General features: G+C 37.0%; 13 protein-coding genes and 1 tRNA gene. 4 read left to right on the top strand and 10 right to left on the bottom strand.

Annotated features, from left to right (window positions below; genetic code table 11):
• Positions 1–68: 68 nt before the first annotated feature.
• The 3 genes from mnmG to A7A78_RS08805 all read right to left on the bottom strand — a co-directional run bounded on the left by mnmG (position 69) and on the right by A7A78_RS08805 (position 5,853).
• Complete coding sequence (mnmG, locus tag A7A78_RS08815; protein ID WP_068762091.1) at positions 69–1,940, bottom strand: tRNA uridine-5-carboxymethylaminomethyl(34) synthesis enzyme MnmG; 1,872 nt, start codon at positions 1,938–1,940, stop codon at positions 69–71.
• A 108-nt stretch (positions 1,941–2,048) separates the two neighbouring features.
• Positions 2,049–2,468 (bottom strand): rRNA maturation RNase YbeY, encoded by a 420-nt coding sequence (gene ybeY / locus A7A78_RS08810; protein ID WP_068762090.1) that lies wholly within the window; start codon positions 2,466–2,468, stop codon positions 2,049–2,051.
• A complete protein-coding gene (locus A7A78_RS08805; protein ID WP_068762089.1) occupies positions 2,461–5,853 on the bottom strand; it encodes a DUF4175 family protein in 3,393 nt (1,130 codons plus the stop codon). Before A7A78_RS08805 ends, ybeY begins: the two co-directional genes overlap by 8 nt.
• 162 nt (positions 5,854–6,015) lie before the next feature.
• On the opposite strand from A7A78_RS08805, the gene gltX reads away from it, so the two are divergent.
• Positions 6,016–7,527, top strand: coding sequence for a glutamate--tRNA ligase (gene gltX / locus A7A78_RS08800; RefSeq protein WP_068762088.1), 1,512 nt, complete (start codon positions 6,016–6,018; stop codon positions 7,525–7,527).
• Here gltX and A7A78_RS08795 read toward each other — a convergent pair.
• Positions 7,524–8,183, bottom strand: a complete 660-nt coding sequence (locus A7A78_RS08795) for an outer membrane beta-barrel protein (protein WP_068762273.1) — start codon at positions 8,181–8,183, stop codon at positions 7,524–7,526. The genes gltX and A7A78_RS08795 overlap by 4 nt on opposite strands.
• An 82-nt stretch (positions 8,184–8,265) precedes the next feature.
• Between A7A78_RS08795 and A7A78_RS08790 the strand changes: the two genes are divergently transcribed.
• The gene (locus A7A78_RS08790; RefSeq protein ID WP_068762087.1) at positions 8,266–9,258 is read left to right on the top strand and encodes an SPFH domain-containing protein; all 993 of its coding nucleotides are present in this window, start codon (positions 8,266–8,268) and stop codon (positions 9,256–9,258) included.
• Between the two features lie 79 nt (positions 9,259–9,337).
• Here the strand turns inward: A7A78_RS08790 and A7A78_RS08785 are convergent, their stop codons facing one another.
• The 4 genes from A7A78_RS08785 to A7A78_RS08770 form a co-directional block, all read right to left on the bottom strand.
• Positions 9,338–9,598 carry a hypothetical protein gene (locus tag A7A78_RS08785; protein WP_068762086.1) on the bottom strand — a complete coding sequence of 87 codons (261 nt, stop codon included), beginning with the start codon at positions 9,596–9,598 and terminating at the stop codon, positions 9,338–9,340.
• A 5-nt stretch (positions 9,599–9,603) separates the two neighbouring features.
• The gene (locus tag A7A78_RS08780) at positions 9,604–10,050 is read right to left on the bottom strand and encodes a phage holin family protein (protein ID WP_117624755.1); all 447 of its coding nucleotides are present in this window, start codon (positions 10,048–10,050) and stop codon (positions 9,604–9,606) included.
• Position 10,051: 1 nt separating this feature from the next.
• Complete coding sequence (locus A7A78_RS08775; protein WP_068762084.1) at positions 10,052–10,429, bottom strand: YtxH domain-containing protein; 378 nt, start codon at positions 10,427–10,429, stop codon at positions 10,052–10,054.
• Between the two features lie 168 nt (positions 10,430–10,597).
• Entirely contained in the window at positions 10,598–12,277 is a 1,680-nt protein-coding gene (locus A7A78_RS08770; protein WP_068762083.1) for a glutamine--tRNA ligase/YqeY domain fusion protein, read from the bottom strand.
• A gap of 118 nt (positions 12,278–12,395) precedes the next feature.
• Between A7A78_RS08770 and folB the strand changes: the two genes are divergently transcribed.
• Both folB and A7A78_RS08760 read left to right on the top strand, forming a co-directional pair.
• Positions 12,396–12,752, top strand: a complete 357-nt coding sequence (folB, locus tag A7A78_RS08765) for a dihydroneopterin aldolase (protein WP_068762082.1) — start codon at positions 12,396–12,398, stop codon at positions 12,750–12,752.
• Between the two features lie 56 nt (positions 12,753–12,808).
• A tRNA-Cys gene (locus tag A7A78_RS08760) sits at positions 12,809–12,879 on the top strand.
• Positions 12,880–12,947: 68 nt separating this feature from the next.
• Here A7A78_RS08760 and A7A78_RS08755 read toward each other — a convergent pair.
• Positions 12,948–13,715, bottom strand: coding sequence for a LysE family translocator (locus A7A78_RS08755; RefSeq protein ID WP_068762081.1), 768 nt, complete (start codon positions 13,713–13,715; stop codon positions 12,948–12,950).
• Between the two features lie 45 nt (positions 13,716–13,760).
• Positions 13,761–14,438: a head GIN domain-containing protein gene (locus A7A78_RS08750; protein ID WP_068762080.1), complete on the bottom strand. Its 678-nt coding sequence runs from the start codon at positions 14,436–14,438 to the stop codon at positions 13,761–13,763.
• Positions 14,439–14,441: the final 3 nt, after the last annotated feature.

The raw sequence follows: 14,441 nt of genomic DNA, 5'->3' as shown, positions 1-14,441 counted from the left end.
TTTTTAGTGAAAATGGATTTAGTGCCCACATTGAGCAAAGCAGAAGTGTTCCACGTGAAACAATGCAGCTAACGCCCCATATAGACTAGCAATACAGAAACATCATTTGGAGAAACTCCGCTAATTCGTGAAGCCTGTGAGACGGTTGCGGGTTTGATTTTTGTTAATTTCTCGCGCGCTTCATAGGAAAGGGATTTTAATTTTGAATAGTCAAATGAGGCGGGAATTTTTAATCCTTCCAATCTGTTTAGTTTATCGGCATTATTTTTTTCCTTTTCAATATACCCAGAATATTTCACTTGGATTTCAGTTTGCTGAATCATTTCAGTATCCAAAGCATTAGCCTCAATATAATTTTTTACCGAAGAAATTGTTTTCATATCCTCCATTGTAACTTCAGGACGCGAAAAGAATTTAAACATTTTATCGCTTTGATCGACCAAAGCAGATTCCCGTTTTTCAAAAATAGGGTTGATCTCTTCCGGAATAACACTTGTTTCTTTGAAAAATTGAACAAAAGCTTCTGCCTTTTCTTTCTTCTCCTCCATTTTTCGCATACGCTTTTCACTTGCCAAACCAATTTCAAATGCTTTGGGCGTTAACCTAAAATCTGCATTGTCCTGACGTAATAAAGTTCTGTATTCCGCACGGGAAGTAAACATTCTATACGGCTCTTCCGTTCCCTTTGTAATAAGATCATCAATCAAAACACCTATATATGCCTCGTTCCGTTGAAGTATGAATTCTTCTTTTTCTTGAACTTTTAAATGTGCATTAATTCCAGCCATTAAGCCCTGTGAAGCTGCTTCTTCATAGCCTGTTGTACCATTAATTTGTCCAGCAAAATATAAGCCTGAAACCAATTTAGTTTCCAAAGTGTGCTTCAATTGTGTTGGCGGAAAATAATCATATTCAATAGCATATCCCGGACGGAAAAACTTTACATTTTCAAAACCGGCAACTTGTCGCAAAGCTTTAAATTGAATGTTTTCAGGAAGGGAAGTAGAAAATCCATTAATATAATATTCCACAGTGTCCCACCCTTCGGGCTCTACAAAAAGTTGGTGTCTGTCTTTATCAGCAAATCGATTGATTTTATCTTCAATGGAAGGACAATATCTCGGACCCAAACTTTGGATTGAACCATTAAACATTGGCGACCTATCAAAACCTTCCCTTAAAATATTATGAACTTCCAAACTGGTATAGCTCATGTGACAAGATCTTTGATTTTTTAATGGAGTTGTTTCATCAGAATATGAAAATTTTTCAGGTATTTCATCTCCGGGTTGTTCGATCATTTTTGAAAAGTCCAAAGAACGGCCATCAACTCGGGGCGGGGTTCCGGTTTTCATTCTACCGGATTCAAACCCTAATTCTACCAAATCTTGGGTAATTCCTGTAGAAGCTTTTTCTCCTGCACGACCACCTCCAAATTGCTTTTCACCAATATGAATTAAGCCATTCAAAAAAGTGCCATTTGTAAGCACAACACTTTTCCCTTTTATTTCTAATCCAAGCGAAGTTTTAACGCCTCTTATTTTTCCATTTTCAACAATTATCCCTGAAATCATTTCCTGATAAAAGTCCAGATTTGGGGTTTGTTCCAGCATTATTCTCCAAGTTTCAGCAAATCGCATTCTATCGCTCTGCACTCTAGGGCTCCACATTGCAGGACCTTTAGATTTGTTGAGCATTTTAAACTGAATGGCGGTCTTGTCAGAAACAATACCGCTATATCCACCCATAGCATCAATCTCGCGTACTATTTGTCCTTTAGCGATACCTCCCATCGCTGGATTACAACTCATTTGTGCAATTGTTTGCAAATTCATAGTAACCAATAAGGTATTTGAACCCATGTTTGCCGCCGCCGCCGCCGCTTCAGAACCAGCGTGACCTGCACCAACTACAATTACATCATATTCTTTTGGAAACATAAACTATATTAATTGTTCCACGTGGAACATTTATTTATTTTAAAAATTTTAAGGGTGCAAAATTACAATAAATAACTTATTATAAACTAATTAAGATATATTAGTCATTTATTGCAGAAGGGCAAATTTTTCAAGAGATTCATCTTCTTTCTTTCGCATAGATTTCTCTTCTGAATCGCTCTTGTCTTTATAACCACAAAAATGGAGTATTCCGTGAATCATTACTCTATGCAATTCATCATCAAATCTGGTGTTGAAATCTTTGGAGTTTTCAGCAACTCTTTCTATGGAAATATAAATCTCGCCATTTATTTGTTTGCCAACTCCATAATCAAAACTAAGAATGTCTGTTAGTGTGTCGTGATCTAAAAACTCTATGTTTAATTTAAGAAGAAAATCATCATCACAAAAAACGTAAACAATTTCTCCCAATTCATATCCTTCAGAAATTATTGTTTCAGCAATCCATTTCTGAACTTTGGATTGGTTTTTTAATTCAAAATCGGTTTCAAAATTAAACTCAATCATTGCTTTCCTTAAAATATTCCTGAACCTTATTTTTATAATCCTGTCGCAAAGGTAAAGCCTCTCTGTTCAATATCTCGGTTGTGTTGAAGTATTTTTTTATATCCTCCGGAGAAAGCCGTGAATTGTTCTGAAAGTCTCTTCTGTTAGTCCGGGATTCCCTTCTGCTCTCTTGTCCTTGTTCAAGGTCGGCCTTATCTAATTTTAATAACTCATATTTAAGGTTAAGCATTTGTTGAAGCGTATTCTGATTAAATCCTTTGTCTAAAAGCTGCTGTTCAATGCCTTCCATTTTCTTTAATAAATTACCGCCATTTCCTTTTAGGCCTTCCTTGCTTAATCTATCCTGAAGTTGATTTCGCAATTCCTGTTGCTGTTTATATATTTCGAAAATTTCGCCATTTATATCCTCACTATTTCCATTTCCATCTTTTTCGCCGCCCTTCTCATTTCCCTTTTGTCCGTCTCTTCCATTTTCACCATTTTGGCCATTTCCATCACCACTTCCTTCGCCTTCTCCCTCGCCTTTGCCTTCGCCCTCTCCTTTGGAACCTTTTTTTCCCTTCTTCATTCCTTGCTTCATTTTTTCGCCAAGGCCTTCCTGCTTTTCTATAATATCTGGTAATTGAAACTCACCACCTCCAGAACCTGGACTTGGTTTTCCTTTCCCGGATCCAGAACCCATAGCCATGGACATTTGCATTTGCATATTTCCTAATATATCACTCAACAAAACGGCTAAATCATTTGCTCCTGTAATTGTATATTGCTGGTTACCAATACCTTGTCTTGATTCATTTTGTGCTAATCGTTCTAAAGACTTATCAATATTAAACTGAATTTCAGTAAGTGAATTGTTTATTTCAGATCCAATCAAAGGTTGCCTAAGTGATAAAGCGAATATGCTATCATCTATATGCTCAAAATTCGTTTTAAGGTCGTTTTGAATATTTAATTTCTTTCCAAAAATTGGATTGCCATATTCAATCTTTTTAAAAGTCTCCATTAAATCCTCCTGCTGAAAGGAAAAAACCACAAGATTATCCACAATCTGTCTTAGCATTTTAACGTCTTCCTCAATAGATTCCATACTTCCAGACTGCATTTGCATTTGCATACTCTTGCTCATCTGCTTCATCTTTTGACCAGCCTTCTTTTGGTTATCCCCAGCCTCTTTCTTTTTTTGTTTTTGTAATTTATCTGTTGCCTTATCTTGTTCATCGTCAATCTGTTGCTCCGTTGGTTTATCCTCTGGAATATCCATTGGCTTTTTTAAACCTTCGTTTTCCTTTTGGAGATCGTCCATTTGTTTTTTATATTCTTCAAACTTTTCATTTAGCTTTTCTTGTTCTTCCTTTGTATTTTCATTTTCGGGTTTGTCCGCCAATTCCTCTTGTTCCTCGCCTAATTCAAATAATTCCTCAGCCAGCTTTTCAGCTTTCTTTTCTACGTAATATCTCTTGGTCAGTTCCAGCAATTGCTCAAGATTTTTCTCTTGATTTTTGTTTTGTTTAGAAAGCTTTTCCAGTTTTTCAGTCAACTCTTCCTTTTCAATTTTATCCTGTAATTTTTCAAGTTCGTCAAGCAATTTCTCGTTTTCCTTTAAACGCTCTTCGTTTTCATCCAATCGCTTTTCAAGTTCTTCCTTAAAAGGATCTTTTTCTGTGTTTTCAGGCTGGAAGTTTTCAAGCTCCTCTTTCATTTCCTTTGAAAAGTTCTTCATCATTTCTTCCTGCTTTTGCTGCCGCTGAATGAAGTTTTCCAGTTTCTTTTTATCGTTGTAATTAAGCTCGTTCTTCTCTTTTTGGGTTCGCGAAAGTTCTTCCAAAGTTTGCTTTCGGTCTTTTAATTCTTCCAACGATTTATCTAACCCTTTAATAGCATTTTGCTGATTTTGCAGTTGTTCATCCTCTAATTCATTCTTTGTTAATTTTCTGAAGGAATATATTCCCGATTTCGAAGATTTATAATTGTGAATTGCATCGTTGTCAAAAACCTCAAAATAATATTCATACGAAACGCCTTCATCCAAAAGAAGGTTTCCGGGAAACATATAGGTAAATTGGTCAAAATTGGTCTTATTCAATGGCAAAGCCTGTGTTTTAGCCTGCTTTTCATCACCTTCGGGAAAATATACCAATCGAAGTTTTGTAAGTCCATAATCGTCCGAGATTTGGCCCAAAAAGAAAACCCTTTGCGTGTTTGTGCTGTCCTGTTTTGACTGCACTTCAATTTCTGGGAATTGATCTTTCACCACATTCAGCGTGAATGCAAGGTTTTCATAATCCTTCAATTTCTCGTTGGAAGTTGTGATGGCGTAATCAAATTTATTATAAACTCCTTTTTCAAAATTGAAATTTTCGCCTTTTGAAGCAAATGAAAAAGAAGTATCCGCGGCTTTTAATGTAACAGTTTTTGTGTTTTTCGTCGCAACGTTCCATTTTACTCTTGTTCCTTCTGGAATAGTAGCGTTTCCTGTACTTTTCAAGGTTTCGTCTCTTTTTCCTGTATAGGAAGGATAATCCAAGACCATTTCAAAATTGAGCAATGAAGGGGTTTTTACAACATCCAACGTATATTCCCGAGAAATCACCTTATTTGCCTTTAAGTTGAAATCGATGGATTCTACAGGTTGTTGAAACGTATATTCAAACAAACCTGGCGCGGTCTGCTGCAGATAATAGGTTTCACCATTATAATTGATGCTCGCGTTTTCGGGAATTGCCGTGCCCTCAGTTCTAATTTTTAAGCTGAATGGTTTGTTTTCAACCGCATTCAAATCGTCGTTCATTACTATAAAAGAAAAGGGCGCGGGCGGTTCAAATGCAGTGTCGTAATGGACCACACGTTTGTAGCTGCTGGAAAAAATATCCATTCCGCCCAAAACACTGAAAAGTAAAAACACCAAAACCGGAATAGCCGCGTATTTTAAATATTTGGCGTTCTTTTTAAAATTTACGGCACTTTTAAAAGGAATTGGTTGCAATTCCGTAGCTTTTTGGTCAATGCTCGCTGCGAGCAATTCACTTTCGCGCTGGTTTTGGTTTAGCTGAATTACATTCAGCAATTTATCATTTACCTGAGGAAAATGGTTCCCGATTATTTTTGAAGCTTCTTCATAATTAATTCCCTTTTGAAGTTTGAAAAGTTTCGCAAGCGGAAAGGCAATAAACCGAATAAACAAAGCCAATTCAACAAAAACAAAAGCCCAAAAAAGAATACGTCTTCCCAATGGATTTAACCACAGAAAATACTCTACGAGCAGCGTTATCAACAAATACAGAAGCCCAATGGCGAAAAAAAGGATTGCTCCTTTTATAAGCTCATTGGTGTAGTATTTCTTTATAAACTCCTCCAGTTTTTGCTGGATGATGTTAAAAGTGCTCATAGTTGTTTTTCCCTTTATTCAAAACTTCTAAAATACAATATTATTTTGTGCTGACCACGCCGCAAATATTGCTCCAAAAAAAGAAAAAACCACTCTGTGCAATAACTTTAAAATGCGGCTTCTAAATTGTAACTTTGCCCATTCATAAAAAGAATGCAGATTATGTCTCAAAAAGTTCGGGTTCGTTTTGCCCCTAGCCCAACAGGGCCTTTACATATTGGTGGTGGTCGCACCGCTTTGTTTAATTATCTATTCGCAAAAAAACACGGCGGCGATTTTCTACTGCGAATAGAGGATACCGACCAAAACCGTTATGTGGAAGGCGCCGAGGCATATATTATTGAAGCTTTGAATTGGTTGAATATTCCCTACGATGAAGGTCCGAGAAAAGAAGCGAATTGCGGACCATACCGCCAAAGCGAACGAAAAGAGCTTTACAGACAATATGCAGATGCGCTGATTGAATCTGGAAATGCATATTACGCTTTCGATACCGCTGAAGAACTTGACGCACATAGAAAAGATCACGAAGCAAAAGGGAAAACCTTTATTTACAATTGGCACAACCGTTTAAAACTGAAAAATTCGTTGGTTTTTTCTGAGGAAGAAACGCAGCAGAAAATAGCCAATGGTGAAGAATATGTTATTCGTTTTAAAACGCCCGAAGATGAAACTCTTCATTTAAATGATATTATTCGCGGCGAGATGCAGGTGGAAACCAACATTCTCGACGATAAGGTTCTATTCAAAAGTGATGGAATGCCAACCTACCATTTGGCAAATATTGTGGACGACCATTTAATGAAAATTACACACGTTATTCGTGGCGAGGAATGGTTGCCGTCATTGGCGCTTCACGTTTTGTTGTATCGTGCTTTTGGCTGGAATGCACCACAATTTGCGCATTTACCGTTAATTTTAAAGCCAACGGGCAACGGAAAACTCAGCAAACGCGATGGCGATAAAATGGGCTTCCCTGTTTTTCCTTTGGAATGGAAAACTGCTGAAGGAGATCTTTTCTCAGGCTATCGCGAAGATGGTTATCTGCCCGAAGCCGTTGTAAATATGCTCGCCTTTTTAGGCTGGAACCCCGGAACGGAGCAGGAAATTTTCAGTTTGGAAGAATTGATTTCCGCTTTTGAATTGGAAAGAGTTCATAAAGCAGGAGCAAAATTCGATCCCGAAAAAACTAAATGGTTTCAGCATCAGTATTTGCAAACTGTTGATGATGTGAAACTTGCAGGAGAGTTTGGAGAATTTTTGGAAGCAAAAAAGGTTTCGACTGCGCTCAACCTGACAAAAATTGTTTCACTTTTAAAAGAAAGAGCAACCTTCGTAACTGATCTATGGGAACAGGGAAGTTTCTTTTTTGAAGCACCAAAAACATATGACACAAAAGCTACAGAAAAAGCATTTAAAGCCGAAACACCGGAATTTCTTCAAATAGTGGTTTCTATCCTAAATACTTCGGAAGACTTTTCAGCAGGAAACCTTTCGGAAAAAGTGAAAGGCTGGATTACTTCAGAAAATATAGGCTTCGGAAAAGTGATGATGCCACTACGTTTGGCACTGGTTGGTGAAATGAAAGGTCCCGATGTGTTTGATATTCTTTCAATTTTAGGAAAAAAGGAAAGCATTTCCCGAATTGAAAAAGCAATAGATTTTATGGGTTAAAAGTATATCACGCCCATCACAACAATGGTGGAACTATTTCCTTTAAAATCTTTATTTTCTAAGCCTCTGTCATTCAATTTACTCAACATATTTGTAACACCATATTGATACTGCGCGCTAATTCGGAAATGTTCCAAGCCCGCAGTTAGCCCGCCAGCAAGCCGAACGTTGAATCGGGAAATTTCCTGTATATCTTTAGCTGTAATAGTACTATAGCCGGATAAAATATAGTCTTCATATTTATCATTGTCAAGTTTCATCTTTCCGTTAACATCGAAAATTGGACCGAACTCAACGCTCAAATGCTTCACAACAATATTATAACTTCCCAAAAAATTAATCTGTGCACCTTGAATTGTGTAACTAATATTCTGGGTGTCTGTCCCCAAGAAATTGCTTCCTTCCACGCCCACTGAAGAACTTTGAAAATTTAATCCATAAATAAGGTCAAAGTCGTTTCTGAAAGCGCCACGGGTTGTAAAACCAGCTGTAAAACCTGTTTGCTGTTGGGTCACCAAATCATCGGTTTGTATATCGAAAAGTGTTATTCCACCCTGAATTCCTAAAAAATTATAGTCGTTATAGTTACGTTGTGAAAAAGTTTGCTGAAAAAATAAAAGACAAAAGGAAACAAAGATTAACTGTTTAAAATTCATAGTCGGGGATATTTTGAGGGCGTGAAAATAGGTTTTATTTTTTGTATCTTCCACAACGTTTAATCATAAATATTTAAAAATTATGGGTGGGTTTATTTTTGTGCCACTACTAGTTGTTGGCTTTTTTATTCTATTGGCAGGATTTTTTACAGTAAAGCAACAAACCGCTGCAATAGTAGAACGCTTTGGAAAGTTTCAAAGTATAAGACATTCTGGATTGCAGTTAAAAATTCCTTTGGTAGATAGGATTGCAGGCCGTATAAATTTGAAAATCCAACAGTTGGATGTAATTGTTGAAACAAAAACAAAGGATGACGTTTTTGTTAGATTGAAAATTTCTGTACAGTTTCAAGTGTTGGAGCAGAAGGTTTATGATGCTTTTTATAAGCTTCAAAACCCGCACGATCAGGTTACTTCCTACGTTTTCGACGTTGTTCGTGCCGAAGTTCCAAAAATGAAACTCGATGATGTTTTTGAAAGAAAAGATGACGTGGCAATAGCCGTAAAAGCAGAATTAAACGAAGCGATGAGCACCTATGGTTATGATATTATCAAAACTCTTGTTACAGATATTGACCCGGACATACAGGTAAAAGCAGCGATGAACCGAATAAACGCTGCGGAACGTGAAAAAGTAGCTGCTGAATTTGAAGCTGAAGCAGAACGTATAAAAATTGTGGCTAAAGCAAGAGCAGAAGCAGAAAGCAAGCGTTTGCAAGGGCAGGGTATTGCGGATCAGCGTCGTGAAATTGCACGCGGTTTGGAAGAAAGTGTTGATGTTTTGAATAATGTGGGTATCAATTCGCAGGAAGCTTCTGCATTGATTGTGGTTACACAACATTATGATACGTTGCAATCCATTGGTGAGGCAACCAATACTAACCTTATTCTTTTACCAAATTCACCACAGGCCGGTAGCGATATGCTTAACAATATGATTGCTTCCTTTGTAGCGAGCAACCAAATTGGCGAAGAGATGAAAAAGAAAAATATTGAAAAAGGGATTGTGCCAAAAAAGAAGCCGAAACGCCAAGCGCCACCAAGAGCAGAAGAAGGTGAAGATTTGAATTATTAATTTCTACGTATTTAAAAGAAAGCCCTCCTAAAATTTTAGGAGGGCTTTCTTTTTCAATCAATCGAAGTTTAAACAATCTTTAAAGATGTTCGTCATCTTCGTAATCTTTCTTTTTCACAGGTTTTATGCCTATTAATTTATCAACTACTTTTAAGACAAAGGCCTTTTTTATAATCGCTCCCACTGTGCCTGCTATCATATTTATTGGGGAAAAAGTCTCGCTTATGGTTTGTTTGCTTTCGTTCAATCCTAATTTCACCTCTTCAAGATCAATCTGGGATTTTAAACGTAGGTATTTTAAATCGCGGTCTATTTCGTCAAAAGTAGTGTATCGCTTCATAAATGTTATTTTGAAATATCTGCTTTTCGGATAGCCTCATCTTCAAGGGTTTTTTGATATTCTACTATCTCTTCTTCGGCTAAAGCTTTTGGATCCAAATCGTCTTCATCATATAATACTCCAGAGAATTTATGAAGCATTTTTCGCTCTATAATTTTTCTTCCGAAGATAAACATGAAGATTAAAATAATTCCATAGAAAGCACCAATCAACAAAAAGCCAGCGTAAACGTTTTCAAAAAAAGTAGCCAGCCAAAATGCTGCGCCAAGAGATAGAAAAAGCAGAACAAAAAGAAACAGACTGCCGTAAACCAAAAGATTTACAAGGGAAATGCCCCCTTTCATTACAGATTTAAACAGGCGAAGTTTGTAATACTCCGCCATGCTCAAACCATAATCTTCTATTCTGTCTGTTACCTTATGCAGGCTGTCTGTTAGACCTTTAAATGCCATATTATGCTGTTACTTTTTTGGCTGTCGCTTTTGCTTTGTCAACTTTTGAATCAATTTGAAGCTTGGCGTTTTGTCTTCTTAAAGCTTCCAATTTATCTTCCATAGCTACTAAAATATCATCAGCTTTATAACTTGCAGAAGACAAAGTATCATTCAATTTTTGCTCAAAACTATATTTAGCTTGCTGCGCTTTTTCACTTAGCGTATGGCTAGTTTCCTGAATTTGCTTGTTTAATTTTTTTTGGGCTTTCTTAGCTTCTTTGCTAAGTTTATCTCTAGTTTTTGAACCTTTGTCTGGCGCATAAAGTATTCCCAATCCCGCTCCAATAGCGGCTCCGGTTAATAATGCGATAAGTGTTTGACCTGTATTTGATGCCATTGTTTTTTTGTTTTATTTGTTAATAATATCAAAGATAGGAAACGGCATTTCCGTTTGCTGTTAACAACCGGTTAATAGTTAATTTTCAATCTATAAATTTGTCTTAAAAAGAAGATATTTTAGCCAAATTCTCTTAAAAAAGAGATTATATTTTAATTAAAACGTTAATTATTCTGCTAATTTGGCCCAAGAATCCCGCAAAGGAACGGTTCGGTTAAAAATCAATTTTTCCGAAGTCGAATCCCTATCAACCACAAAATAACCCAATCGTTGAAACTGGAACTTATCTTCCGCTTTTACATTATTTACACTTGGTTCGGCATAAGCTGTTATTACTTCCAAAGAATTTGGATTTATAAACTCCATAAAATCCTTTTCTTTATTGGTATCGGGCGAGGCCTCGGTGAAAAGACGGTCATAAAGACGAACCTCAACAGGCAACGCGTGCTTTGCGGAAACCCAATGAAGCGTTCCTTTTACTTTTCGTAAAGATGCTTCAGAACCGCTTCCGCTTTTGCTGTCAGGATCATACGTGCAATGGATTTCAGTAATATTTTCTTCAGAATCCTTTACTACGCTTTCACCTTTAATGATGTAAGCGTTTTTTAAACGAACTTCCTTCCCAAGAGTCAATCTGAAAAATTTGTTGTTTGCAGATTCAAGAAAATCTTCTTTTTCAATATAAAGTTCTTTTGAAAAAGGAACTTCCCGGTTACCAGCGCTTTCGTCTTCTTGGTTATTTTCAGCCTCGAGCATTTCCGTTTTTCCTTCGGGATAATTGTCTATTATCAATTTCACAGGATCTAAAACCACCATAATTCGCGGTGCTTTTTTGTTGAGATCTTCGCGAACGTTGAATTCCAAATGCGACACATCAATTAAATTTTCACGTTTTCCTACGCCAATGCTGTCTGCAAAGTTTTTAATCGATTCCGGGGTGTAACCTCTTCGGCGCAGACCAGAAATTGTGGGCATCCGTGGGTCATCCCAGCCTGTAACAACACCGCTACTCACCAATTGGGCAAGTTTTCGTTTGCTAACCACGGTATGACTTAAATTTCTACGGGCAAATTCGCGCTGTTTAGGGCGTAATTTATTGGAATCGTACACTTGATCCAAAAACCAATCGTAAAGCTCTCTGTGTGGCAAAAATTCAAGCGTACAGAAGGAATGCGATACTTGCTCAATATAATCGCTTTCTCCGTGGGTCCAATCGTACATTGGGAATATTTTCCAATCCGTTCCCGTACGGTGATGATGTTTGTTGATGGTTCGGTACATAACCGGGTCGCGCATCAACATATTTGGGGATTCCATATTTATTTTTGCCCGAAGCACGTGCTCACCTTCTTTGGTTTCACCATTTTTCATCTTTTCGAGTAAATCCAAATTTTCCTCAACGGAACGATTTCTGAAAGGACTTGGTTTTCCGGGAGAATTCGGCGTTCCCTTTTGTTCCGCAATGGCTTCCGAAGTTTGTGAATCTACATACGCTTTTCCGTCCTTCACCATTTGAATGGCCCAATCATACAACTGCTGAAAATAATCAGAAGCATAGCATTCCGTAGCCCATTCATAGCCCAACCAAGAAATATCACGTTTTATAGCGTCCACAAATTCCTGTTCTTCCTTTGCAGGATTCGTATCGTCAAAACGAAGATTTACTGGCGCATTATATCTTTCTCCCAATCCGAAATTCAAACATATTGAAGAGGCATGGCCAATGTGAAGATAGCCGTTGGGCTCAGGCGGAAAACGGAAACATAATTGCTCTTTTTTATATCCTTTTGTGAGATCTTCTTCTATTATGTGTTCAATAAAATTCAGCGGCGCGGCTTCGTTACTCATATAAATATTTTTTATGAAGTGCAAAGGTAACCAATTAACTGAAAAAGCTATCTTCCAAAAAAAGGTTTCGACTGCGCTCAACCGGACATTCTAACATATATTTGCTAAAATTATTTTTATGGGCACCATTCGTTTAAAAAATATAAAGATTTACGCTTTTCATGGTTGTTTGATTGAGGAAGGACAAATAGGTTCCGATTATTTGGTGAACCTTTCTGTAAAGGCAGATTTGCAAAACGCCTCGGAAACCGACGAACTCGCAGATACCGTTGATTATGTAATGCTTCAAAAAATTGTGAGAGAAGAAATGGCGATGCGCGCCAAGCTTTTGGAACACGTTGCAAAGCGTATTATCGATTCAATTTTATTAAAGATTGAAATGGTTGACGAAGTAAAAGTCACCGTTGCCAAACGCAACCCTCCAATTGGTGGTGATGTTGCCGAAGTTAGCGTTACCCTGCAACAGAAAAGGTAATTTGTTTTTTAAGTAGGTATTTTAAGTTTAATTTTTTTACATTTGCAACCCTAAAGGGTATCGTGGCCGAGTGGCTAGGCTCAGCTCTGCAAAAGCTGCTACAGCGGTTCGAATCCGCTCGATACCTCTTAAAACCTTCAACATTAGTTGGAGGTTTTTTTATTCAATTGAAATTACGCCCCTTTTTTTCCTAATTTATTTTTCAACAGGCATTATTTTTGGAACATTTTCATTTTCTTTGGGCGGGGTTTTTAAAGAGCCATCGACTGGCGGAATGGGACTTTCCTCTAAATGTTGTTGCCCAGGAATTCTATCAAGTTGTGCTTCTACTCCTTTTGGAAAAATACCTTGGATTAGTAACAAAACACCGAACCCTAAAATTAAAATACTTACCCACTTTTTTGTTTTGAAAATAAAACGCGGGGTCATTTTATTTTTCAATCTTTTTGCCAAAAGCATTTTTAAAAGATCTGTGAGAAAGAAGGTCGCCAAAACGGTTGCAATGAAAAGAAGCACGCCATTGTCCGAAGTAGTTAGCGCATTAGCCATTATTAAAGTTCCTATCCAGCCTGCCAAAACTCCGAAGTTTACAAAATTCAAAAGGAAGCCTTTTAAGAACAAGCCGCCGAGGTTTTTCTTCACTTTTACGGCATAATGTTCACGAACAATTTTGAAAATGGATTTATTGGTGCGTATGTATGAAATAATACCGTAAGCAATAAGTATAGCTCCTCCAAAAATGAGCAGGCCAGGATCGTGTTTTACTTTTTCGAGAATTCTGTTGGTACTGAAAAAAGCTATTAAGATGAATATTACATCAGCAAAAAGCGCTCCGAGGTCAAAAAATATTGCGGCTTTAATTCCTTTGGTTATTGCAGTTTCAATTAAAGTGAAAAACACTGGGCCAACTGCGAAAGCCAACAAAAATCCGTAAAATGCTGCGTAGAGTAAACCGTCAAACATAGTAGGTAAAAATACAAATTACTTTTGCCCAATAACGGTAAAATTTTAATTTTTACCTTCTATTATTTCAATTTTTCCGCCCGCCAGTTTCTTTTTCTTTACATCTTTTGGATTTCCATAAACAGTGATATATCCTCCTGCGGTAACTTTAGCTTCAACTTTTTCGGTAGTAAAAATAGTTGCAGACCCACCGGCAGTTACATTAACAAAGGCTTCGGAAGAAATTAGATCCTTTGCTTCATAAACTCCACCAGAATTAATACTTATATCCTGTTTTTTAGTAGTTCCTTTAGCTTTTATAACACCTCCTGAAACAGATTTAATATCAAGATTTTCAGTGGCGACCGCAACATTTATTTTCCCGCCTTCTTGTGTCTTAAGTTCCAAAGAAGTTTCTTTTATTTCTTCTTCAGAATTTATTTCAGCACCTTCATTCGCATCAAGAATTGAAACGTTTTTAAAATAAACGGTAACTGTAGTTGCGCTACCATCAAAACGTTCTTCAAGTTCCATCCGTATTTTTAATACGCCGTTGTCATTTATTGTTTTTACGAATTCAGTATTCTCTCCTTCCACAACAACTTTATTTTCATCGGATGGAACCAGTTTTACTGTAATAAGGTCGTAGACTTTCAATTCACTAAAATCACCAATCTCAGTTGTTTGTTGCGAAAAAGAAATAGCTGACACACAAAGTATTGAAATAAAAATTAGATTTTTCATCTG

Origin of the sequence: Aequorivita soesokkakensis, assembly GCF_001641085.1 — a bacterium.
GTDB classification, from domain to species: Bacteria; Bacteroidota; Bacteroidia; order Flavobacteriales; family Flavobacteriaceae; genus Aequorivita; species Aequorivita soesokkakensis.
The sequence above is the reverse complement of the archived record's forward strand: the minus strand, read 5'-3'. Positions and strand labels throughout refer to the sequence as shown.